Annotated in this window: 15 protein-coding genes and 6 pseudogenes; 10 read left to right on the top strand and 11 right to left on the bottom strand. The window is 42.5% G+C overall.

Features of this window, described 5'->3' with window-relative positions; all coding sequences use genetic code 11:
* Nucleotides 1-135: 135 nt before the first annotated feature.
* A complete protein-coding gene (locus G7Y90_RS05760; RefSeq protein WP_250163641.1) occupies nucleotides 136-774 on the top strand; it encodes an NAD(P)H-binding protein in 639 nt (212 codons plus the stop codon).
* Nucleotides 775-894: 120 nt separating this feature from the next.
* Here G7Y90_RS05760 and epmA read toward each other — a convergent pair whose 3' ends face one another.
* The 3 genes and pseudogenes from epmA to G7Y90_RS05745 all read right to left on the bottom strand — a co-directional run bounded on the left by epmA (nucleotide 895) and on the right by G7Y90_RS05745 (nucleotide 4289).
* Nucleotides 895-1920 carry an EF-P lysine aminoacylase EpmA gene (gene epmA, locus G7Y90_RS05755; protein WP_250163640.1) on the bottom strand — a complete coding sequence of 342 codons (1026 nt, stop codon included), beginning with the start codon at nucleotides 1918-1920 and terminating at the stop codon, nucleotides 895-897.
* 72 nt (nucleotides 1921-1992) lie between these two features.
* Nucleotides 1993-3105 carry a 4-phosphoerythronate dehydrogenase gene (locus G7Y90_RS05750; protein ID WP_250163942.1) on the bottom strand — a complete coding sequence of 371 codons (1113 nt, stop codon included), beginning with the start codon at nucleotides 3103-3105 and terminating at the stop codon, nucleotides 1993-1995.
* 70 nt (nucleotides 3106-3175) lie between these two features.
* A pseudogene (locus tag G7Y90_RS05745) lies at nucleotides 3176-4289 on the bottom strand (AI-2E family transporter).
* An 827-nt stretch (nucleotides 4290-5116) separates the two neighbouring features.
* Between G7Y90_RS05745 and G7Y90_RS05740 the strand changes: the two are divergent.
* The 4 genes and pseudogenes from G7Y90_RS05740 (at nucleotide 5117) to G7Y90_RS05725 (ending at nucleotide 8289) form a co-directional block, all read left to right on the top strand.
* Nucleotides 5117-6776, top strand: a pseudogene (locus tag G7Y90_RS05740) (NAD+ synthase).
* Nucleotides 6777-7018: 242 nt separating this feature from the next.
* Nucleotides 7019-7159 (top strand): CNNM domain-containing protein, encoded by a 141-nt coding sequence (locus tag G7Y90_RS05735; RefSeq protein WP_250163639.1) that lies wholly within the window; start codon nucleotides 7019-7021, stop codon nucleotides 7157-7159.
* A gap of 10 nt (nucleotides 7160-7169) precedes the next feature.
* Entirely contained in the window at nucleotides 7170-7616 is a 447-nt protein-coding gene (locus G7Y90_RS05730) for a CNNM domain-containing protein (RefSeq protein ID WP_250163638.1), read from the top strand.
* Nucleotides 7555-8289 (top strand): hemolysin family protein, encoded by a 735-nt coding sequence (locus tag G7Y90_RS05725; RefSeq protein WP_250163637.1) that lies wholly within the window; start codon nucleotides 7555-7557, stop codon nucleotides 8287-8289. Before G7Y90_RS05730 ends, G7Y90_RS05725 begins: the two co-directional genes overlap by 62 nt.
* Nucleotides 8290-8300: 11 nt before the next feature.
* Here the strand turns inward: G7Y90_RS05725 and G7Y90_RS05720 are convergent.
* Nucleotides 8301-9016: pseudogene (locus G7Y90_RS05720) on the bottom strand (YggS family pyridoxal phosphate-dependent enzyme).
* 401 nt (nucleotides 9017-9417) lie between these two features.
* Between G7Y90_RS05720 and G7Y90_RS05715 the strand changes: the two are divergent.
* Together G7Y90_RS05715 and G7Y90_RS05710 are read left to right on the top strand one after the other, a co-directional pair.
* Nucleotides 9418-10472: pseudogene (locus G7Y90_RS05715) on the top strand (type IV pilus twitching motility protein PilT).
* Between the two features lie 168 nt (nucleotides 10473-10640).
* Nucleotides 10641-11762: a PilT/PilU family type 4a pilus ATPase gene (locus G7Y90_RS05710; RefSeq protein ID WP_250163636.1), complete on the top strand. Its 1122-nt coding sequence runs from the start codon at nucleotides 10641-10643 to the stop codon at nucleotides 11760-11762.
* 149 nt (nucleotides 11763-11911) lie between these two features.
* On the opposite strand, the gene fur is transcribed toward G7Y90_RS05710, so the two are convergent.
* The gene (fur, locus tag G7Y90_RS05705; RefSeq protein WP_055123484.1) at nucleotides 11912-12346 is read right to left on the bottom strand and encodes a ferric iron uptake transcriptional regulator; all 435 of its coding nucleotides are present in this window, start codon (nucleotides 12344-12346) and stop codon (nucleotides 11912-11914) included.
* 327 nt (nucleotides 12347-12673) lie between these two features.
* Between fur and G7Y90_RS05700 the strand changes: the two genes are divergently transcribed.
* The gene (locus G7Y90_RS05700) at nucleotides 12674-13093 is read left to right on the top strand and encodes an outer membrane protein assembly factor BamE (RefSeq protein WP_045455336.1); all 420 of its coding nucleotides are present in this window, start codon (nucleotides 12674-12676) and stop codon (nucleotides 13091-13093) included.
* Nucleotides 13094-13137: 44 nt separating this feature from the next.
* On the opposite strand, the gene G7Y90_RS05695 is transcribed toward G7Y90_RS05700, so the two are convergent.
* From G7Y90_RS05695 to G7Y90_RS05680, 4 genes are all read right to left on the bottom strand, one after another.
* Nucleotides 13138-13587, bottom strand: a complete 450-nt coding sequence (locus G7Y90_RS05695; RefSeq protein ID WP_250163635.1) for an RnfH family protein — start codon at nucleotides 13585-13587, stop codon at nucleotides 13138-13140.
* A 48-nt stretch (nucleotides 13588-13635) separates the two neighbouring features.
* Entirely contained in the window at nucleotides 13636-14646 is a 1011-nt protein-coding gene (locus G7Y90_RS05690) for a hypothetical protein (RefSeq protein ID WP_250163634.1), read from the bottom strand.
* A gap of 446 nt (nucleotides 14647-15092) precedes the next feature.
* Nucleotides 15093-15761, bottom strand: coding sequence for a c-type cytochrome (locus tag G7Y90_RS05685; RefSeq protein ID WP_045443487.1), 669 nt, complete (start codon nucleotides 15759-15761; stop codon nucleotides 15093-15095).
* A gap of 338 nt (nucleotides 15762-16099) precedes the next feature.
* Entirely contained in the window at nucleotides 16100-16435 is a 336-nt protein-coding gene (locus tag G7Y90_RS05680; protein WP_109592356.1) for a c-type cytochrome, read from the bottom strand.
* A gap of 407 nt (nucleotides 16436-16842) precedes the next feature.
* Between G7Y90_RS05680 and yihA the strand changes: the two genes are divergently transcribed.
* The gene (gene yihA / locus G7Y90_RS05675) at nucleotides 16843-17631 is read left to right on the top strand and encodes a ribosome biogenesis GTP-binding protein YihA/YsxC (RefSeq protein ID WP_250163633.1); all 789 of its coding nucleotides are present in this window, start codon (nucleotides 16843-16845) and stop codon (nucleotides 17629-17631) included.
* A gap of 147 nt (nucleotides 17632-17778) precedes the next feature.
* Here the strand turns inward: yihA and G7Y90_RS05670 are convergent, their stop codons facing one another.
* Nucleotides 17779-18378 (bottom strand): HAD-IA family hydrolase, encoded by a 600-nt coding sequence (locus tag G7Y90_RS05670; protein ID WP_250163632.1) that lies wholly within the window; start codon nucleotides 18376-18378, stop codon nucleotides 17779-17781.
* Between the two features lie 232 nt (nucleotides 18379-18610).
* Nucleotides 18611-19619: pseudogene (locus G7Y90_RS05665) on the bottom strand (RluA family pseudouridine synthase).
* A 1207-nt stretch (nucleotides 19620-20826) separates the two neighbouring features.
* Here G7Y90_RS05665 and G7Y90_RS18880 point away from each other — a divergent pair.
* Nucleotides 20827-25141 (top strand): annotated as a pseudogene (locus tag G7Y90_RS18880) (Rne/Rng family ribonuclease).
* Nucleotides 25142-25178: the final 37 nt, after the last annotated feature.

Below are 25178 nucleotides of genomic sequence, written 5' to 3'. Positions count from 1 at the left end.
CTTTGCAAACTGTATACACGCCATAACCAAACACTATGCAATCGGCACGCTTCATAACGAAGTGTGCCTTTTTTTCTTGATACGCTATAGTCAGTTTTTATAACAACGATAACGTACATAAGAATAGGAATGACAATGAAAATTTTAGTAATTGGGGCAAGTGGTCGAGTGGGAACGGATTTAGTTAAGCAATTATTAGTGGATAACCATCAAGTTGTTGGCACGACACGCCAAGAAGAAAAACTGTTTACCGATGACAATTATAGCCAACTCGATTTAGATATCACTGCCGAAAAAGAGGCTATACAAAAGCAAATTGATCAAGACATTGACGCTGTCTATTTCGTTGCAGGGTCTGGCGGTAAAGACGTCTTAGAAGTGGATTTACATGGGGCGGTCAAAACCATGCAAGCCGCAGAGGACAAAGGCATTAAGCGCTATATTATGCTTAGCACCGTCTTTTCGTTAGACACCAGTAAATGGGACAATGCTGGTATTGCTGACCTAAAAGAATACTATATTTGCAAACACTATGCGGATCAGTGGTTGATTAATAACAGTAGCCTTAACTACACTATCGTTCAAGCAGGGGCACTAAAAGAGCGCGAAGCAACTGGTAAAATCACTGTCAACGTTGATAATGCTGGTGAAAACTCAATTGCCGATGTGGCGACTACTTTGGCAGCCGTCTTAAATGCCAATAATACCATCAAGAAAGTGTTTAGTATGCATAACGGTGAGACTGCGATTGATGAAGCGATTGCAAAATTATAAGAATCAACTTTACAGCGATTAAAACGAAAAAAGCGAGTAAGCCTAATGGGTTACTCGCTTTTTTCTAATAGGCTTGTCAAATAAATAAGTGGCAACTATATTAAGTCTCTCAATAATCGACTAGGCCAAACCGCTTGGAAAAGAAATCACATCTTCTAAGCTATTCGCGCCTGTGATTACCATAAGTAATCTATCGATACCAACGGCGATACCGCTACAGGGTATTAAAGCATCAGACGCTGCTAATAAATGCTCATCGATTGGCATTTGTGGTAGGTTATGACGCTTACGCAGTTGATTGTCTCGCTCAAACCGTTCTCTTAACGCTTGTCCATCTGCTAGCTCATCATAAGCGTTGGCAATCTCGATGCCATTGATATACAGCTCGAAACGTTTAGCGACTGTATTGCCCTCTTTATCAACCGCTGTTTTTGCCAGTGCCGCCGTGGCAGGTGGATATTCTATAATCAAGGTCGGTAAGTCGTGACCCAAGTTTGGCTCGACCGCATGACTAAACAGCAAATCCAGCCAGCTTTGACGAATATCTGCTTCGCCATCTTCTGTGTTATCCAAATCACTATTGAAATCAAAACCTGTCAAACCCTTATCTTCTGCTACTGCTTGCAGGGCATCAAGGCTAGCTGTCAGCGGATGTATGCCGACAAAATCCATAAACGCATCAACATAGCGGTAATGACTCATCACCACTGAATGCCCATAAAGCGCCGCTAATAATTCACCTAATTCAGCCGCCATATCATCCAGACTATAATTCGGCTGATACCACTCAAGCATGGTAAATTCGATATTATGGCGTACGCCTATTTCATTATCTCGAAATACGGAGCAAATTTGATATATAGGCACTTGCCAGCTGGCAAGTAAACGCTTCATGGCAAACTCAGGTGAAGTATGCAGATAATAAGTACAAGGTTTATCTTGATACGTCACTTGCGCGGCGACTGATTGTAAGAAAGTATCAGTATTGCCAGCCTGCGATAGTAGCGGTGTTTGCACTTCAAGCACTTGATGCGTGGCGAAAAACTGACGAACGGTGCTCATCAATTGCGCACGCTGCTGAGCCATTGCCAATGTCATGGTCGGCGCATAGCTGGGTTTTGAAGAAGAATTACTTGCTTGGGTCATTATTATTTACTGCAATTTAAGGATAAGAATAAGTTCTCAGATGCTACTTTAGGGTTGAAGGCTGCCTAACTTTTACCACTGCCATTCGCGGCGTAAGTGATAATCTCGGCGTAACTGATCAAAGTCAGCACCCTTTATTTGACCGTCAGCCAGCTTGCTTCTTAGTGCAGCATCATCGTGCATGATATCGTAAAACTTCTGTAATCTGTCTGGATGTGCTTTTAGCTCAGACCAGAGGTAAGTATTGAGCGGCAGTAAACTATGCATGGACTGAACAGGTGCCACTGCCAATTTTTCACAGAGCGCGTCATAGATAATTTGCGTACCACGCAGCTTACCTTCGACCGTATAGCCTGCGATATGAGGAGTGGCGATAGCCAGTTTGGACAATAAACTCTCAGAAATCTCTGGTTCAAATTCAAACACATCGAGCACTACTTGGCGATCTGTGCGCTCAATATCTGCTTCTAAATCACGCGCATTAATGACTGATCCGCGCGCGCTGTTAATCAGCAAAGTATGCGCAGGCATCACTGCCAGCGTAGTTGCGTCAATCAAATGCTTTGTTGGATAATCACTGCCACTAGGGTTTGTAGTATCTTTTTTATCGGTTAAAGGCACATGTAAGCTCACTACATCGCTTTGGCTAAGCACTTGCTCAAGGCTGGCATTATTCGTATTTGATGCAGGCAGTAATGGATCATAGCCTAGTACTTGCCAGCCTAAATCATTGGCATACTGAGCGAGCGTACTACCAATATTACCAAGTCCGATGATGCCCAATGTTAATGGCTTCGTGGATTGCTGCCAATAGTGCGGACGCAACGTCAAAATCGCCGTCAAGACATACTGCGCAACAGAATGCTTGCTACATCCAGCCGCATTGGCGAAAGTGATATTTCGCGCCGCTAAATAGTCTTGATCGACATGATCGGTACCGATAGTCGCCGAACCGACAAATTTTACGCTGTTATTATTGGCTAGCAATGCCTCGCCTACTGGCGTCACCGAGCGTATCAACAGCACATCAGGTTGTAATTCTGCGAGCAACTGCGCATTGATATCGCGTCCAGCGACGGTGATTATATTGACCGTCTGCTCAGATACCTGTCCAAGCATCGAAGCATTAAAAAACGCATCCAAGCTCGCGATATTGCTATCGGCCACGATAGTAATGCTGTCAATAGAATTCGCTCTATTTTGCATAGCGTTTGCAGTATCCTTATTTAACATGACTATGTGCCTCTACGTGCCTCTACTCTGATTCATTGACTGGTGGCAACGTTTGGTTGTCAGACAACACCAAATCCTGCGGAGCAAATATCTCATTTTTATGCTGCGATATCCATTCTCGCCATACCGCCAATCCGATGGCTGCACACCACAGGACCGATAAACACCAACCAACAAGAGCCGGAGACCACCCAATACACCAATAAAATAATAATAAAAGGGATTTTGGTCGCGCACTATCACAAAGGACGGATGAGATTGTCAACCCACTGATAACCAAATGCCCCATAGTGCCAAGCCAATCCCTTCTACAGTATGACCTTGGCTTAACAACCAAATGGATACACCACCCCAGACAAATGGCGTGCCAAACGGAATCAGGGCGATAATAAAGGTTACGATAGTGAGTAAGATAGGACTTGGTGCACCAGCGAAGTAGTAACCCACACCTGCGAGCAGTGCTTGTGCCAATGCCGTCAAACCAATGCCATAAACCACCGCACGCGTGGTCGTACCCACAGAATCAATATAGCCATCGATGCGATTACCAATGATATTACGCAGTGCTTGGCGAATTTGACGCACCAAACTGGTACCATCACGATAAAAGAAAAACAACGTCATCAGCGCCATACCTAACTTGGCAAGACCGCTAAACACCACATCAAATGCTACTTTGCCATAATAAATGTGACTGTACCCAAATACGAAACGCCTCTAACGTCCCTTCTGGGTTTTTATTGATTCTCCACAGCACATCTTTCACTTGCTGACCGATGATAGGCATATCTTTGATAGAATCAGGCACATCTAAATAGCCCACTTTTATACGATAAATCAAGTTACTGATTAGGCTCAAGGCTTCTTGCTGTAGAATAAAAATACCGATAACCAGTGGCACACCTATCATTAAGGAGATACTCACCGTCATAATAGCAGCGCTAAAATTAGGACTCAGCTTTACTTTTTCGTAAAAAAAGTTATAAATAGGAAAGGTAACATACGCTAAAATCGCCGCCCATAATGCGGGTACAATAAAAAACTGTACCACTTGAAAACACTACGAACAGCACCACCAACAGAGTAATAGCCAATAAGCGCTGAATAATAAATTCTTTTGTCCAATTTTCAATCATAGCGTATAAACCAAGAGCAGACAGCGAAGATCTATCGCGACCTTGCTGGCAAGTTTATAAATGTGTGATGATCAACTCACAGACGGTGCCCATAAAAAGACCCTGTCCATTAGCGGTATTCATTAGCGAGGGGTGTAAACAATCAGTGCCAGCAAACCTGCTTTGAGAGCATCAAATCGTAGCATACCGTAACATACTTACGGACGATAGTTTTGACTAACGCAAGATAAATATTAAGCGATTATCACGGCTTATTATGCCGTAAAATACGACAATGATATAACGATATGTTGTAATCTTTACTTACAACTTTCTCTGCATAAGCTTACTAGATGATGACATTAATAGATAGAAGTTGACACATAGATTTAACATGTAAAAACAATGCACTAAAAGGATATTTTACATTCATACTGTAAACTGACCTATTGAAAGGTAATTCACTGGCGCGTTCTATTTGCAACGATAATTGATGCTATACTAAAGCAATTATTTTAAGCTTTTTAATAGCATTAAATTCGTTTGTTCTTATTTATTTGGATCATTCTACATATATAACATTTTTCAGACGATGCGCTACAGCCCTCTTTTATCGTCCTTCTATAGACTATCATAAGATCAAACCTGTAGAGGGTTACAACGTTGGATACTGTGCGTAAGCAAGCTCATCATCTCGGTTCACTATTAGAATTCGATATGACAGAGTGCTATTTTGAGTGAATTTCGGACTTACTTTGATTTTATTTTAAATCAACAACGACCCAACAAATTTTAAACCATATATCGATAGGAACAATAACAATGTCAAAAGACAATGATAATCCCATATAACTCCCTCAACTGAGGTCAGTAAGACCAATAAAACCCAAGAAACCGTTACTTTTGCATTGGCTCAGTCGCATTTCTTGGTTGGTGATATTACTGCCAATGCGGAAAAAATGCGTGCACTCGCATTGCAAGCTCGCGAGCAAGGTGCGGATGTCATTATTTTCCCAGAACTTGCTTTATTAGGTTACCCACCGCAAGATTTATTACTACGCCCAAGCTTATCTGGTCGCATCAAAAGCGCCTTGTCTACTTTAAGTGATATCGATGACATCGTGATGATTGTCGGTTATCCACATGTCGACCATCATGGTACTTTCAACTCTGCTGCTATCTTGCATAATGGTCATCAAAAAGGCTTTTATCATAAGCAAATCTTGCCAAATTATGGCGTATTTGATGAGCGTCGTTATTTTGATAAAGGTCGTAACCAAGTTTTATTTGACTATAAAGGCATCACAATCGGTCTGCTCATCTGTGAAGACTTGTGGGAAAAAGGCCCTATTGCCGAGCTTAAAAAGCAAGGTGCCGATCTGATTATTAGCTTGAACGCCTCACCTTTTGAGATCGAAAAACAAGACAATCGTAAAACGATGCTGGCTAAGCGTAGCCGTGAAAATAATTTGCCTATCGTCTATGTCAATGCCGTTGGTGGTCAAGACGACTTGGTATTTGACGGTGGTTCTATGGCAGTGCAAGCTGATGGTAGCGTTGCGCATGAAGCACCACGTTTTATGAATCAGTTACTTCTTGCCACTTTAGACGTCAAAACTGCTAAGTTTAATAGTCAAACTAAAGCGCCATTAACACTGAGCCGTGAGTCAGAGATGTATCAAGCACTGGTCGTTGGCCTGCGTGATTATGTTAACCATTCAGGATTCACTGGCATTATCCTCGGTCTATCAGGTGGTATTGATTCTGCCTTAACGCTATGTATCGCTGTTGATGCTTTGGGTGCTGACAAGGTATATGCGGTGATGATGCCTTATGAATATACTTCTCAAATTAGTCTAGAAGATGCTCAAGCACAGGCTCGCCGCTTAAATGTTTCTTATACGGTTTGTCCTATTTTTGATGCGGTTGAAGGCATCCGTCATACCTTAGCCCCACTATTTAACAAATCGCCAGCAGACACCACTGAAGAAAATATCCAAGCGCGTGCGCGCGGTGTGGTACTGATGGCGCTGTCCAATAAGTTTGGGCACTTAGTCATCACCACTGGTAATAAGTCTGAGTTAGCAGTCGGCTATTCGACATTATATGGTGATATGGCAGGCGGCTTTGATGTGTTAAAAGACGTTTATAAGTCGCAGGTTTATAAATTGGCCAGCTATCGCAACCGCTTGGAAGACACCCCACCCTCCTGAGCGTGTCATCACTCGCCCGCCATCTGCTGAGTTACGCCCAGACCAAAAAGACCAAGACAGCTTGCCTGACTATGTATTAGATGGCATCTTAATGTCATACATCGATGAAGACATGGGCTATCAAGACATCATTAATAAAGGGTTTGACGCTGAACTGGTCGCAAAAGTCATCCAGATGGTAGACAATAGCGAATATAAGCGTTTACAAGCGCCAATCGGTACCAAAATTAGCCATAAAGCCTTTGGACGTGAACGCCGTTATCCATTAGTGAATAAATGGTCAGTAAAAGGCTAAATTAGATTAGCCATTGTTGCTTGCCCTACTTTTATGTAGAACGCGAGCAACATGGCTAATTCAATACTTTTATAAAAAATCAAGTTTATTATAATTAGCTGGGTGCTTACCCAGCTTTTTAGTTTCTATAAACCGATTTTTAATGCCAAGCTGTTATAAACAACACTTTCTTTTTTGTACTTCTAACCCATTCATTCTTTAATTTCAATTATTTTAATCCCTATATTTTTACCGAGTATGTCATGAGTTTGCTAACCGCTAGTATCTTTCTTCTTTTATTGCTTGCCCTAAGTGCCTTTGTATCTGCTGCCGAAATTGCCATCGCTGCTGGTCGCAAAATTAAGCTACAAATCATGGCAAAAAGGGGATGTCCGCGCATTTGACGTCCTTAAAATGCAAGAGCACCCTGGCAGTTTTATTACTGTCGTACAAGTGGTTTTGAATGCCGTCGCTATCTCGGCTGGTGCGGTAGGTGAGTCAGCTATTAGCCCTTATCTAGAGCTTTTGGTGAAGAATGAAGCAGTGTCATCCGTCATATCATTTGTGCTGATCACCAGCTTGTTTTCTCTGCTCGCTGATTTAATGCCCAGACGATTGGCGATGTCGAACACTGAAGCTATCGCTGTACGTCTCGTACGACCAATGATGCTATTGATTTTTATATTCAAACCCGTGATTTGGATATTTGATGGTGCAGCAAATGTCATTTTTGAATTACTGGGTATTTCAACCATACGACAAGACGATATGACGCCAGAAGATATTTATGCTGTCATGGATGCTGGTGCTGAAGCTGGTGCTCAAAAAACAAGAACATCATCTGATAGAAAATATCTTTGATATGCAAGAGCGCACCGTAACGTCGGTGATGAATCCACGTGAGAATATTGTTTATTTTGATACCAAAACGAGCACTGAAAAAGTCGTTGAAGTGATGATTGAACAACCACATAACAAGTTTTTGGTCTGTCAGGAAGATGATCTAGAGCACATTATTGGTTATGTAGAGTCGCGCAGCTTTTTGGCATTGGTTCTTAACCAGCAAGAGGTCAGCTTAACTGACAAAGCCCTACTAAAACCTGCACTCTTCGTTCCTGACACTTTGTCCTTGTTTGAAGTGTTAGAGATGTTTAAATCTACAGGCGCTGACTTTGCCGTCATCGTGAATGAGTATGGATTGGTAGTGGGTGTCATTACTCTTAAAGATGTGATGAGTATCGTCATGGGGGAGCTTGTCACCTTGGAGGAGCAGCCCATTGTTCAACGTACTGACAACTCGTGGCTAATCGATGGCATGACTCCTATCGAAGACGTCGTACGCGCTTTAGATATCGTTAATCTGCCACGCAGTCAGAACTATGAAACTATTAGTGGCTTTATGATGTACATGCTACGCAAGATTCCAAAGAAAACCGATACTATCGAATATGCCAATTATCGATTTGAAATTATCGCAACGGACAATCTCAAAATCACTCAGATGCTGGTGACCAGAATGGATGAGACTGTCTGATAAATAAAAATTTAAGCTCGTGCGCCAAATATGGCGCTACCAACGCGCACCATTGTCGAACCACTGGCTATCGCCTCTGTCATATCACCGCTCATGCCCATGCTCAGTGTATCCCAAGCATCTAGCTCTGCATGAGTCTCTTTAATCTCATCAAATAACTGCTTGGTACGGGTAAAAGCATCCGTACCTCCCTTAGCAGGAATATCATCAAACCACGCAGCTGTAACCTGTCATACCCCTTGATAGCAGTTATCAAATCAGGTAGCTGTGCTGGCAGGCAGCCTGATTTGCTTTCTTCGTTATCGATATTCAACTGAATCAATACATTCAGTGGGGGTAGCTCAGCTGGGCGCTGGTCGTTTAGACGCTGAGCAATAATGTCACGCTCAACCGTTTGTACCCAATCGAAATGCTCAGCAATATCGCGGGTCTTATTGCGCTGGATACTACCAATATAATGCCAAACAATGCCTTTAGTTTCTGGCTGTCGTTTTAGCGTATCGATTTTTTCGATGGCTTCTTGCAAATAATTTTCACCAAAGTGCTGCTGTCCTTGCTGAGCCAAAGTAGCAATCATATCAGCTGGTTTGGTCTTAGAAACTGCCAGCAACGTCACACTATCTGCTTGTCGTGCCGCATGCTCACACGCTTGAGTCATTTGCTTGCTCACTTGCTGCCAGCTCGCAATAAGATTTTGGCTATCAATGTTATTTTCTATTTCTTTCATATATTACTCACGAGAATAATTTAATCCATTTTTTAATCAGTCACTTTTAATGACTTATATTTTTAATGACTTATATAAAACTTTTATTAGCTATGGTTAAACTTTTTATAAATGTCTTCTAATATAGAAAAACTCAATAAGCATCAATCTATAAATAAATCGGCACTCATAATGACTAATTTTACATTTTATTGTTGTAGTAGATGGTTAATTGTCGGTAGTCTTGTTATTATATTGTTACATGGTTTAACATATGCTACTGAATATAATAGTAATGGTAAAGACCATCGCTACTCCTTTATTAACGTGACCGACTTTAATCAGATCGTTTATCGATTGATAATCACTCCCCTTTTTTGCTCCTTTGTCCTACCCTTATTTATTGATAGGAATATCCGATTATGGCTGAAAAAAACAATTTAAGCATCGAAGACTTGCTGCGCTTTACGGTTAAGCATAAAGCATCAGATTTACATATTTCAGCCGGTATGCCAGCAATGATACGTGTTGATGGTGAAATGACCCGTATTAATATGCCAGAGATGACTCATCAGGTTGTGCATCAGCTTATTTATGACATCATGAACGATAAGCAGCGCGCTGACTTTGAAGAATTTTATGAGACGGATTTCTTTTTGAGATTCCTAATCTAGCACGTTTTCGAGTAAATGCCTTTAATCAAAACCGTGGGGCGGGCGCTGTCTTTCGTACCATTCCGTCCAAAGTCTTAACGATGGAAGACTTAGGGATGGGTGATGTATTCAAGCGCGTGTCAGACTTTAAACGTGGTGTGGTTTTGGTCACGGGTCCGACAGGTTCTGGTAAGTCCACAACGTTGGCGGCCATGATTGACTATATCAACGAGAGCCGTAAAGAGCATATCTTGACCATTGAAGATCCGATCGAATTTGTCCACGATTCCAAAAAGAGCTTGATTAATCAGCGTGAGGTGCACCGCGATACCTTAGGTTTCGAGCCTGCATTGCGCTCGGCCCTACGTGAGGATCCCGATGTGATTTTGGTCGGTGAGCTACGTGACCTTGAGACCATTCGCTTGGCATTGACAGCAGCAGAGACTGGTCACTTAGTATTCGGCACTCTACACACCAGCTCAGCCGCCAAGACCATTGACCGTGTCATTGATGTATTCCCCGCCGCAGAAAAAGACATGATTCGGGCGATGCTATCAGAGTCACTACAAGCCGTTATCTCACAAACGCTTTTGCGTCGTCAAGCAGGCGGACGTGTAGCCGCACATGAAATCATGCTCGGCACACCCGCTATCCGTAACTTGATACGTGAAAATAAAATCGCTCAAATGTACTCTGCTATCCAAACAGGCGCAGGTGAAGGTATGATTACACTGGATCAAACGCTCAAAAATCTAGTAGCGAAAGGCACCATTAGTAAAGACGTAGCCCGTCCTTATGCCAAACAGCCTGAGGCATTCTTGTAATATTATTAATCGTGCGTTACTGGCTTATAATGATTGACGATTGATATGTGAGTCAATAATACAAGCATTCATAAGCCATGATATGCCTTACTTTTATTGCTACTGGCGATTTTTAAAACATGATTTTAAATACTTTTTTAATCGATTTACATCGAATGCAGGTACGATATGGACATTGATAAACTATTGCAGTTAATGATCAATAAAAATGGCTCGGACCTTTTTATTACCGCTGATGTAGCGCCTTCCATGAAAGTGAATGGCAAAATTCTGCCTGTCGGTAAAACGCCTTTAACTGCTGAGCAAACCATGCGATTGGTCAAAGGCGTCATGACACCCAACCAGCAAAAAGAGTTTGAAGAGACCAACGAGTGCCAATTTGCCATTGCTGATGAAGCACAGCAAGCACGTTTTCGGGTCAGTGCCTTTATACAGCGTGATATGGCAGGGATGATTTTACGGAAAATTGAGAATAAAATTCCGACTGTCGAAGAGCTACGTTTGCCGCCCGCGTTAAAAGAGTTGGCAATGAAAAAACGCGGTATCATTCTGCTTGTGGGTGCAACAGGTACAGGTAAATCAACGACCCTTGCTTCTATGATCGGACACCGTAATCAAAACTCGCATGGTCACATCATTACCATCGAAGATCCTATCGAGTTTGTCCACAAACATCGTGGTTGTATTATTACCCAGCGTGAAGTTGGTATCGATACCCATTCATTTGAGGCAGGGCTAAAAAACACGTTACGCCAAGCACCTGATGTTATTTTGATTGGTGAAATTCGTAACCGTGAAGTCATGAGTTACGCGATTCAGTACGCTGAGACAGGGCATTTAGTGTTTGCAACCTTACACGCCAACAACGCCAACCAAGCGATTGACCGTATCATTCACTTTTTTGAAACCAGTCGCCACAATCAGTTATTTATGGATTTGTCGCTCAACTTGCAAGCCATTATTGCGCAGCAGCTCATTCCCACTCCTGATGGTAAAGGACGCCGTGCGGCTATCGAAATTTTGTTAAATTCACAGCTGATTAGTGACTATATCCGTAAAGGCGAGGTTCATGAAATCAAAGATGTCATGACACGATCTCGGGATAGCGGCATGCAAACCTTTGATCAGGCTCTTTTTGACTTATATGAGCAAGGAGAAATCACCTATAAAGAAGCCATTCTTCATGCTGACTCTCCTAATGATTTGCGCCTAAAAATCAAACTCAGCAGTAAAAATGGCACAGCCAATCTGGATGAAGGTACGGATAACTTATCATTAGATATCAGTTAAGCATGGCTTTTGAGCGTTATTATTCGTTTTTGCCATAAAAACTTATAAGAAAGCCTTCATATTATTATGAGGGCTTTTCCTATTTTATATATGGCGATAACGCACTAAAAACGATATCAAAGGTAGATCATGCTCACCAATTAAAAAAATTACTTGATGCTATCCTGACACTCTTGGTCATTACAAATACCGTATAGCACCAATGAATGACCTGATAATTTAAATCCGTGCTTTTCTGCGACTTTAAGTTGCTCTTCTTCGATGACTTCGTTATGAAACTCTATAATCTTGCCACAAACGTCACAAACCAAATGGTCATGATGGCCTTCTTGGGTAATTTCAAACACCGATAAATTATTTTCGAAGTTATGACGCTCGACGATACCAGCCTGTTCAAATTGCGTCAGCACTCGGTAGACAGTCGCTAAACCCACATCCTCACCTTGCTCTATCAGTGCCTTATAAACCTCCTCAGCACTCATATGATGCAACTCTGCACTCTCCAGTAGCTCTAAAATCTTGATGCGAGGTAACGTGACTTTTAATCCCGCTTTACGTAAATCTTGATTGGTAAAAGAAGCCATAATATCCCTTCTGACTGTGACAGTCTTAGCAAATAAAGAACCAAAAATATGAGATAAATAATCGTTAACGATTATTTTTTATAGTATATGAAACATTTTAATAACAGCAGACTGGCTGATTTGACCTCATGTCCAAGCCTGTTATTTTCTATAATAATCCTAACGCAAGTCTATGAATTTAAAATATAAATAATAAAATGACTCAGGTAGCATTTGGTAAATAATGTCGTAAGTGGTAGGAAATTGCAAGTAAATGACGTATCATTTGTCCAAGATTGTCGGCCAGACTCGCATTAACAACCTCTGGCTGCGCCTAATTCATTTCTTATGAGTCATCTTACCATGATAAAGACATTAACTTTTCGTCCGTTAAGCCCTGCAAGCGTATTACGCAAGATTGTCATAACCAGTATGCTTAGCGCTACTGTCGCTATGTCTGGCTGCTCATTATTGAGTGTTTATAAGATTGATTTGCCACAAGGCACTGCCATCACTCAAGCACAAGCGCAAAAACTGCAAGTGGGTATGAATCAAAACCAAGTCCTTTATATCCTTGGTAGCCCAGCTATTAGAGACACCTTAGAACCTAAGCGTTGGGATTATATTTACGATTACAAAGCAGGGACAGAAGGTAGCCGCAAGGGTATTGCTGATGTCAAAAATGCCAGTCAGCACTTAATTATCTACTTTGATAATAATGGTTTGGTCAATCGTATTGAAGGTATCGAAAGCCTACCTGCCTCATAATCAAGAACGGCAACCGGCTTTGATGATAGATGGCGCAACATCGCTTAAACTCGAGATTTATTTTTGCGCTGAGACATGGGATCAGCGCTTAAGCTGCGATATACTTCGATACGATCAAAAGGCTGCAAGCGATAGCTGAGCGGCTGTTTTTGTGCATAGATACCCACATGCCAACGCTTCGCCGTTGGCGTGGTAATATCTGCCAATTGCTCACACCAACGTGCTAACGCTGGAAATTTCACCAACCACCCTGCCTGCCTCAATGCCTCATACAAACTTGTTTCATCATTAACTTGTAGGGTTAAATAATGCTGACATTTTGCATCTTCAGCGTATGCCAAATAAACAGTCATTAGCATGGTCTGCTCAGATGACGGCGCACAATTATTATCAGATTGAACGCCATTAGCAGTTAACTCAACCACTGCATCACCCAACCTATCAATGCCAATAACAGTGCTAGTGGCACAATCAAACGAATCGCTATTCGCCATAAGTTATAAAACGCTTCATTGCCAAAATTTAATGACTTACGCAGATGACTAATTTTCATCTGCCAACCCGCAAAGAGACAGCAATAATACCGCTATGCTGCTAATAATCACTAAAAGTCCGACCAGCCAAACAGTTGGTATGATAACGACTAACAAAAGCGCCAAGACAAAAGTTAATACCAAACTGACCAGTAGTCCAAACTTGTGCGCTAATTGCTGGGTACTATAATGCAGCAAATAGCTGGCGACAAATAACACCCCTATCCAATACGATAGCTGTCCAATCGGTGGCAATGCCATGCCACTAATAGATAACGCCACAACCCCAACGATCAATTGTAATATCCAAATCGGGAGTACCAATTTGGTTGCCCGATACTCACTCGTCGCACGGCTGCGAGCAGGTTTTTGCGCATTGATATTGTCCGTGTCTACCGCTGTTGCCACTTGGTTGGTTACCAAGTTTTGACCAAACCAGTATAAGCCTGTGCCTGCACCCACACTAACCAACGCTAATGCGACTGCACGCGCCCATTCATTTAAGCTGATATCAGTCATCGCAAAGTCAATATTGGGTAGGCCATTTGCCACGCCCAGCAACAAACCTATCACCATTAATCCCAGGCCAATCGGTAACGGTGCAACGCCCAATAAACTGAGTAACACAGCAATGACCATCAGGCCAGCAGCGATCGCAAAATCTGGTATAGCAGGAGCGTTATTAAGCTCCGTCAATGCCGCCAAAATACCTGTGCTCGCGCCTGAGATCACTAACGCCGCAATCAGAATAGAGACCAGCGCGGCGAGCCACCCAAAACTACGCCATATTGGGCTGGCATCTGCTTCGCGAGTAAGCTTTTGCATCCCTGCTAATGGCGCATCGACACTACGATAGGCTAAGGCAATTTCCGCATAAACGACGGGCAAGGATACCAATACCATAGCCAATAGCCAGAGTAACCAAAAGTCAATCTCACCAATGGATGCTGGTGCAAACCAACGAAACAGCAGTAGCGGTAGCAGTGCCGCGACAAAATAAGAAGCATAACGGATCATCATAATCTAAATCCAAACGATCTAATACCTTTCACAAAAATGAGAATAGCTGGGAAAACGAGTGCCCGTACTACGCATTGTAGACGAAACAAGTTTGACACCGCCAATCATAGTCTGTGGGTTTGGTATAAAGTGAATAACGATAATTTATCATGATACAGAGCAATGATAGGCCTCTGTAAGCAGTTTTATTTTATATAGTCGATTCAATTTAGAAGAAGCACAAGGTAACCAGAAGCAAATGTATATTCAATACTTCAAGCGAGGTTAATGCGGCGACTCTTTTATAATGGAATGACTATAAGGTCTCTATAATATAAGGGATGAACAGTTATAAAAAAACCCCGAAATCGGGGTTTAATAATGAAACAATGGCGGATATCTGGTCAAGTGCTTATTAATTTCAGTGAGGCAAGGTGTATTAGGCACTCGTAGCTGATACCAATCAATTAGTGAACAGCACTGATATAGTCTGACAAGATACGAATATCACGATCCGATAGTTTCGATGCGACTGTCTGCATCATGCCCATATCGCCTTCTTTCGCAGCATCATTGACACGTTTTTGCTCATCACTATCAACATCATCAACACGGCCAGCCGCACGGAAAAGTTTTAGCTGAGTTGCGATGTACTGTGCATGCTGACCACCTAAGCGTGGAAATGCCGCCCAAGTATTACCAGCAGCATCTGGACCATGACAGCCTGCACAACCGATGACACCGCGTGACTTATCACCACCTAAGAATAGCTTAGTGGCTTCTTGGTTGGTCGCAGGATTACCAAATCCAACGCCCCAAGGCGCTTGGCTAGCATAATAACCAGCCACGTTGGCTAAATCTTGCTGCGATAAGTTTGCAACTTGTGATTGCATAATACCGTTCTTGCGATAACCTGCTTTAAAGTTGACCAACTGTTTGTAAAGATACTTTACGTTTTGGCCACCCAAGTTAGGCTGCGCAGGGACAACACTGACACCATCAACACCATGACAAGCAGCACAAACCGTTTCTGCAATTTGCTTACCGGCATTGACGTCGTACTCAGGAACAATAATAGCAGCTTGTACGCTGAAACTTGCAACGCATAAGCTGGCAGCAGCGATTAACTTTTTCATTGATACAAATCCTACTAGCTCGGCGTAAGCATTATTTAGAGTGATTGCACTGATAAGATACCTCATATAAACCACCCTACTATTGGTTAGGTAGGTATATGTTTTAAGGTCTTGGCCACAAGCAGTCTGAAAGTACTTACTAACATCAGGGTTTATTTTCGATTATTATAGCAAGACTTTGTAGCATTTGCCTACTTAATCGTCACATCCATCAGTTTTTCTAACACATAGACAAGTATGCCAACAAAAAACAAAAAGCGCTTACAGGCTAAAAAACCCAGCGCTTTTTTAAGTTGTTTTATAGTGTGTCGTATTGTGTTGCTTTATCGGTCAGCATCTCACTTACTCATGTACTCAATCAACTTACGATAATCATCGTCGCTACAACTGTTACAAAGACCACCAGCAGGCATCTGCGTCATACCACTTTTGACGGAATTGATAAGTGTCGGCATGCTTTTTTGTTTGATAAGCTGTTGCCATTTGGCACTATCACCTTTTTTGATGGCGTTCAGCGCCCCACTATCGTGACAGGCAGCACATGAGTTATCATAGGTGGCTGCAATATCAGCAGCATTAGCGCTAGTCATGATAGCACTACTGAGCAGTAATACCGCTCCGCTACCTACTAACACTCGGTAGGTCTGGCTAAAAAGTGCATTGATTGAAACCATAGAACACCTCCTTTTGATGCTTCTCTCGTTTAATCAATCTTGCTATTAAACGTCGTTCGTTCAGTATAACTTATTAAACATTGTAACAATGTATGTCGTATAAATATAGATAAATATAGTTTGGCTTTGGTAACGCATGAACAAAAGCGGCAACTTGCTCTAATGAGCGCTTATTTTAATGGTATTCTGTCATTTATGTGATGCTAATCATAGTTATTTCAATAAGTAAGATAAAGTAATAGTATAGAATAGTCGATAACTTGAAATGACTGTTTATGACCAATAAACATTGAAAGTTATGATGAATAACTTCGTAACGATTTTTGTCTAATGCACTGTCTTCTCGACAACCAGTTGATTAAAATTTTATAACCGTATCCAATTTCTTAAAGATTAATGAGCCATTTATGAGTACCCCGTTTACTGATGTCGCCGCCGAACATGCATTGTTCAACACTAAATCTCGTCAAAAAATTCAGCAAACTGAGTTTATGATGTCAGCGCCTACTTTTCGTCTCTGCCCACCCGATATGGGCTTAGAAGTTGCCTTTGCAGGGCGCTCAAACGCAGGTAAATCCTCTGCTATTAATGCCTTAACCAACCAACGCCAACTGGCACGCTCATCTAAAACGCCTGGTCGTACGCAGATGATTAACTTTTTTAGTATTGGTGATGCTGATAGACGTTTGGTGGATTTGCCAGGTTATGGCTACGCAGCGGTACCGCTTGAGATGAAAAAAGAATGGCAGGTTGAGCTAGAAGAATACTTGGTGGCGCGCTCAAGCCTTGCAGGTTTGGTGCTCATGACTGATATTCGTCATCCATTGAAATTCTTTGATGAGCAAATGCTACGTTGGGCAAATGATGGCGAATTGCCAGTACATATCTTGCTAACCAAAGCTGATAAATTGAAATATGGCGCATCTAAAAATGCGTTACTTAATACTCGTAAAAGACTAAAAGAACTGGGATTGAACTGTAGCATTCAGCTATTTTCAGCACTGAGAAAAGAAGGTCTTGATGAGCTGGCTGGTGTCATGGGCAACTGGTATGAGTATCAGCTCGATGCAGACAAAATTATTGAATCCTCTTTTGCGTTACTAGAAGGCGCTGAGTTGGAAGAAGCGATTGAAAAAGACAACATCGAAAAAGGCGCTATTGAAAAGGAAAGTGCTCAGAAGGATAGCACTCAATAAGGATAGTGCTCAAAAATAAAACAAATAAATATCATCGTCTCCAAGTAAAAAGGGTTTATCGCTATTATCGATAAACCCTTTTTTTATTATCATTTTTTAGCATTCAAAAAGTGTTTTATTTAAGCACTTTTATTTAAGTGCTTTTAGTTAAGCACATAGTAGCTCAGCCAACGCTTGTGGCGTATCAACCTGATACGTGGGTTGCTGTGCGGCGAGCTCTGCAGGTGATGCTGTACCATAATTCACCGCAATACTGGTCATGCCTAGTCTCGTTGCCATTTGGATATCGTAGATACTGTCACCGATGAAAACAGCATCGGCGATTTGCTGCTGCGTATAATCCAAAATATCGGTCAACATCTGCGGGTCAGGTTTTGAGCCTGCCTCATCGGCACAGCGGGTCATCACAAAATAATGGTGGCTCTCTGAAGCATCTAATACGCGGTCTAAGCCCTTTCGCTTTTTACCAGTTGCAACCGCGAGACTTTTACCTTGGGCTTGTAGGGTCTGCAACATCCCTTCTATCGGCGCAAAAAGCGGTGTACTGTGGCTGTTGGCAATATAGTGGTCTGCATAGCTTTGCTGAATCGCAAGCTTTTGCGTGTCATTGGCTTGCGGATACAAAATCTCAATGCCATTCATTAAACTCAGCCCAATGATGTCTTGTACAGCTTTATCGGTGGTCTGGAACCCATGCGCCTCTCCTGCCACATGCATTGACTCAACGATTAATCCAATGGAATCCATCAGCGTCCCATCCCAATCAAAAATAATCAGCGTCTTATCCGAAACGATGGCTGGCTGATAACTGAGTTCCTTTGGAAGCGCTAGAGATACTAGCGACAGATTGATTGCTCATAAATAGACCTTAACGAATATCAATAATAAATGGTAGATACGAAAACGTCACGGCGACTTATTAAGAAAAATAAGCGTTCGTGACGTTTAAAGTTAATGCTTAAAAATTTTATTTGGCGACTTATTCAGGCAATTTGGTTTGCTCTGGCAACCAGTCTGCCATGTCATCTGGTAGCGGTGCAGTAATAGTTTCATAGCCTGGAATGTCTAAACGCCACGCATGCAGACACAGGCGATGGACGCCTGATTTATCATGCACATTATATTTATCATCACCCAAGATAGCGTGACCAATGTGCGCCAAATGCACACGGATTTGATGAGTGCGACCGGTCAGTGGTTTGGCTTCAATTAGACTCACTGGCTGATCAGCAATCATAAAACGACTATGAACGACGATATCGGTCTGGCTTTCTTTAGATTGCGGATCTTGCGCATCTACTTTGACGCGGCGTTCACCACTAGCAACTGTATAGCGTAGCAATGACGCATCAATGCGTTGCTCATTTAATGCTGGCTGACCTTTGGCGATACATAAGTAATGCTTCTGGATGGTTTTATCGACAAGATGCTGTTGCAACGCTTTTAACGCTGAGCGTTTTTTAGAAATCATCAATAGACCTGAGGTGTCTTTATCAATGCGATGTATCAGCTCTAGGTATTTTTACCTGTCACTTCACGCATGGCTTCGATAACACCAAAGTCCAAACCACTACCACCGTGAACGGCGATGCCAGAAGGCTTATTCAGCACTAGCATTCCTTCGTCTTCATATACTATGCGCGCTAACAAGCTTTTAGCAAACTCGGCACTGATAATTGGTTTTTCGCGGGTAGCAAGTACCACTGGCGCGATACGTACCACGTCTTCACGCTGTACTCTATCATGCGCTTTGCAGCGTTTATTATTGACCCGAATCTCATCTGAGCGAATCATTTTATAGATATGCGGTTTTGGCAAACCTTTTAAACGGTTCAACAAAAAGTTATCCAAGCGCTGATCGTGTTGATGGCGGGTTACTTCAAGATAATTTACCTTACCAAAGTTGCTGATTTCATCATCAGCGCTTTGCGGGCGTGTTTTACTATTAAAATAGCAGGGGCTTCATGGGTAGGTGCGTCGTCAGTCATTTTTGGCTTCGTCATTTTTAGTTAGGTATTTACAGAAAGATTTGCTATAGTTTAGCATGTTGAGCGACAATTAAGCAGAGACTGCAGCAATAATCATTGTTGTTGTCCTAAATAGCGCATTACCATTTTTACGAACTTTTAGTGAAAAGGTATTAGCGATATACCCTGCCAACATTGTATGTTTAATCGGATTTTAGGGCGCAGTATCTGTTTAGAAATATCACTTGTAGATATTTATAGATATGTCCCCATAAATTGTAAAATGAAAGTATCGTACTGACTTTACTCAGTACCATAGAATAAATAGTGACACTAAATACCTTTGTGTTCATAAATTCAGCGTTGATAAGTTTGGCTAAGCGCCTGTTTATTGACCGATAATGACACATTGACTCACAACCTGCATGACAACGACTTTATTTGATAATTATTCATGATTTAATGACTGGTTATCTGGCGGTCCTTTACGCAAGTGTAGTTGAGCAAGTATGGGTTGTTTAGCATTAGGATCGAGAAGTATATCGATAGCTGCCTACGTATTGGTGGTCAAACAGATAACGATAAAAAAGATATGAATACAGCACCACACCGATAGTTTGGTCATTTATTCTGTTTGCCAAGTACGCCCCGCTGATCACCGGAGCCGCGACACCTAACCGTAAAACACCCAAGATATTATTGACGTTATACCAGAAAGAACGATAAATAAAGAGTGACCAATTGCTTTACCTAAACAAATAATTGCTGAATATCACCATTTCATATAATGGTATTTATAACAGCGATATTATTGCTAGACTTTGATGGATGGATTGCAGCAGCACAACGCCTTTTGAATATCAGTATATTGAATCTCGTCACTGCCCGTCGCCTGCTCTTACAAAGTAAGCTGGCATGACTACCAATAAAGCTTGCTGATAGTACAACTGAATCGCATGCTGACGCATTAATATTTGTACCAAACCTATCAATAATAGGATATAAATAGATAGCCTTACACCCTATAAATTTTATATTTACGTTAGTTTTGCTAACACACTTTAGGTAAAAAACAAGCCATTGACAAAGCCCAAGTGCTTTATTAACCCATGATTTACGTTCTATCGTTGATTAACATCTGCCCATGCTAATTTAAATATTAGCCATACTTGCCATTGCGCTCTAAAGCCCGTCTCGTCGTTGTTATGCGTACTCATAGGATACAAATATGAAACGCATTTTGATCAACGCTACTCAAAACGAAGAAATTCGTGTCGCCTTATGTAAAGGCAATCATCTTTACGATTTCGATCTTGAAAACCGTACTCGTGAACAAAAAAAATCCAATATATATAAAGGTCATGTGACCCGTGTCGAGCCATCGCTTGAAGCGGTATTTGTCGAATATGGCTCACAGCGCCAAGGTTTTTTACCAATTCGTGAAATCTCTGCTGAATACTTAAGCGGTAATCCACGTGACGAAAACATCAAAAAGCTGATCAAAGAAGGCGATGAATTAATCGTCCAAGTCGAAAAAGAGGAGCGCGGTAACAAAGGCGCTGCCCTATCGACGTATGTCTCATTAGCTGGTCGTTATCTGGTATTGATGCCAAACAACCCTCGTGGCGGCGGTATCTCACGTCAAATCTCGGGCAAACTTCGTGAAGACATGAAGCGTATGCTAAGCAATCTTGATTTGCCAAAAGGTATGAGTGTCATCATTCGTACCGCGGGTATTGGTAAAACTCAAGAGGACTTACAGCACGATTTAAACCACTTGCTGAATATCTGGCAAGCCATTCAAGAACAAAACCAGAAATACCCTTCACCGCGCTTGGTACATCAAGAAGCAGGCGTCGTAACCCGTGCTGTCCGTGATTATCTACGTGATGATATCGCTGAGATTTGGATCGATAACGAAAATGCTTATATTGAAGCGGCAGGTTTTATCGATGCGGTAATGCCAAAACAAGCAGAAAAGCTACGCAAATATACCGATTATGAGCCCATGTTTTCGCGCTTTAATATCGAAAAGCAAATCGAAACCGCGTATCAACGTGAAGTGCGTCTGCCATCAGGCGGCTCAATCGTTATTGATCAAACTGAAGCACTAGTCTCTATCGATATCAACTCAGCCAAGTCGACTAAAGGTTCAGACGTTGCCGAAACTGCGTATCATACCAACCTTGAAGCAGCCGATGAGATTGCCCGTCAGCTACGTTTGCGTGATATGGGTGGTTTGATTGTCATTGATTTTATTGATATGAATGACAATAAGCATCAAAAAGAAGTCGAAAAACGTCTGATCGATGCCACCAAATATGACCGTGCACGTGTGCAATTTGGTGATATTTCTAAGTTTGGTTTGATGGAGATGAGCCGTCAGCGTCTGCGTCCATCGCTAGAAGAATCAACCGGCTATATCTGCCCACGCTGCCATGGTAATGGCATGATTCGTGACTTGCGCTCATTGTCACTATCAATTATGCGTCAGATTGAACAAATCGCGCTAAAAGAACGTCAAGGCGAAGTACAAGCAGAAGTTCCAACAGATATCGCCGCCTTCTTATTAAACGAAAAACGTGATGCTTTAGTTTATCTTGAGCAAGACAGTGGCACGCGTATCACGATTTTGCCACACGCGCATTTAGAGTCGCCTAACTTTAAACTACACTTTAACCGTGATGGCTTTGCGCCTTCAAGTTATGAGCGTATTACGGATACAGCCCAAGAACATAGCGATTTGGGTTATGAAGTTGACTGGCAAACGGCTGAAAAAGAGCGTCCAGAGCAACAGCCAACGCGCCAGCCACGTCAAATAGCGAGCAATGATACTGCTAGCCAATCAAACAAACCGACCAGTACAGCTGAGCATAGTAAACACAGCAACGACCATCGTAACAATAAAAATACGACCAACGTTTCATCGGCGCGCGCGCCACAAGCAAACAACAACCAGAGTGTGGCAGCCCCTGCACCTGTTGCTCCAGTAGCAGACTACAGCTCCTGCACATATTGAGACAGCAGCTCAGCCACAAGCAGTGGCGTGGTTATCAAACTTATTTGCGCAAGCACCACAAGCCTCAACGACGCCTAGCGTCAGTAGTCGTGATGCAGCGGAAGCCATTGAAGCACTAGTAAATAATGGCGCACAAAGCTTAGGCTCATTTGGACAAGTGGATAGCAGTGCCCTGAGTAATACATCAACGGGTGCATCGAACAGTGTACCAACAAATCAGCAGAACAGTCAGAAAAATGACGAACAACCGTCCGACAACAATGTCAATCGTCAACAAGCACGTCGTAGCTCAGACAGCGACACCGATGATGATAGCAGTAATGAAGATAGAAGAAGACGTAAGCCACGTAAATCTAGATCTTCTAAACCTCGCCAAAGAAAAGATCAGGCAGAAGAGTCGAGCAATGAAGTAAGCGGCGATACCGAGAACAACACCTCAAATAATGCGGCAAATAACGCTGATGACAAGCAGGCTGACAATCAAAACAAACGTCAGCAGGATACCAGACGCACGAATGAGCGTAACCGCAACAATCGTCAAGACAATAACCAGCAAAACAGTAATCGTCAAGACAGTAGCCACCATGCGAACGAGCGCAATGATGATGCTGATAAAGACAGTAATACGGCAGATGAGCAAACTCGTGCGAAGCGTAAATCGCATAGTCAACGCGGTTCACGTGGCAAGTTAGAGCGCGGCGAGACACTAACAGTTGAAAATATTAAGCAACCCAATCAGCAAGCGACGACAGGTGCAAACGGCCGAAAAAATCACTCTAACACGCGTCGAAATCAAGATCCTAATGAAGTCGTGCTACAGGTCAATGAAGCACCTGTTGAGCTGAAATCGCCAGAAGTCGTACACTTGTCTCTAGATGACAGTAAGTCTACACAGACAAAACCTCAATCTACTGAAAAGCAAAAATCAGCGAATGATGTTAATAAAGAAAGCATTACAAAAGAAGTTAATACACAGCAGAATGACAATCAGCAGAGCAATGACAAAAAAATTGCTCCTGAAACAGCTGCTGTGAAGGGTAACGACGAAGGCACTGTAGCAACTCATGATGTTAATGTTGATGTTGATGATGTTAACGTTAGCACCACTGAGGACAAGGGACAAAATAATGCCCCGAAAACAGACAGTAACGCTACTGACAAAAAACCTGCTATAGATGAGCAACCAACATCTAACAGCGTTACCAAAGACCAAGCTGACCATTCAAAATCTGTGGATACTGACGTGGACAGCGTAGTAATAACGCCAAAGCAGCCAGAATCAGAATCGACAGAAAAAGCAAATAGTGACACTGTTGACGCTATCGACAGTGACGCCGATGTTAGCAATGCCAATGACAGTCATAGCGCAAGTGGTCATAGCACAAATGATAAGAACAACTCAGCACTGGCGCTAACGCACGAAGCATTATTTGCCAAGCGCTACGTGACTGCTGAGAAGTTTGGTCAGGCTAGTAATGATCCACGTGTGGTTCGTAGTCAGCAAGCACAATCAGCTCAACAACCACCAGTAGCTGAGCCTGCAGTAGTAAACCCATCGACTATTCGTGGCACTGTTGGTGATTTTGTTCGTAAAGCATTAGCAGATGCAGAAAGTCGTTTGAAAAATGACGGTGTCATTAGTTGCTTTATTGCTGCTATCGATGCACATACGCAGCAAGCAAAATCAGCTAACAAATCAGCCAACATTGAAACGAGCGTCACACCGACTGCTGATACCAAAGTTGAGGACAGCAATTTCGACTTTAGCAACTATGGCTATCAGCCATTGGCGGCAGATTACCTGACGCGCTTTGAAACGATGACACAAGCGGTCAGTCAGTTTGCGGCAACGCAAGGTAAAACAGACGTCGAACCACGCGCCATTGGTAAGCGTGCTGGCAACGATCCACGTGGTCAACATCCTAGTTATCAGGAGCCCGCAGTGTTGAGTCTACCGACCGAACAAGCGGCTGATACTGAGCAAGCGGTTATTGAGCATGATGATAACAATGTGGATGCTCATGATATTGAGGCAAATGCTCTAGCCAATCAAGCTCAGGCTGATAATATCAGTGCTCATAGCGAGCAGCTGCTAGAAGTGGATCAGGGGCTAGTAGAAGCAACTAACAAGCCGTCGAATGAAGGCACTGTGATTGTTGAGCGCGTAGCAGCTGAAAAGACTGATGGGGCACATGACGATAGCGAAGTTGCTGACATTGAAGAGGCTAATACTCAAGAAGCTGACGTTGAAAAAACTAAGCCAGCAGATGAGCCTAAGGTAGAGCAACCTATCAATACCAAAGAAGCGGGCAAAGACGACAGTCAGGCTGCTAAGTCAAAAACCACGATTGCCAGTTATAAAAACATGATTGAGAATGTGGCTGAACAACTGCTGCCGCAAACTGGCATGTTTAATTTGACCACGCCAAAAGTACCAAAGGCACGTAGCCGTAAGCCTAAAACGGAGAAAAAGCCCACGCAAGCTGAAAAGCTAGAGGCTGATGACTCAGATAGCGAAAGCTAATCGTATAACGCCCAACGCAAAAGCCCCAAAGTTGTCA

It is taken from the genome of Psychrobacter sp. WY6 (genome assembly GCF_018448495.1).
Lineage (GTDB): Bacteria > Pseudomonadota > Gammaproteobacteria > Pseudomonadales > Moraxellaceae > Psychrobacter.
This window is presented reverse-complemented; position numbering and strand designations above follow the sequence as displayed.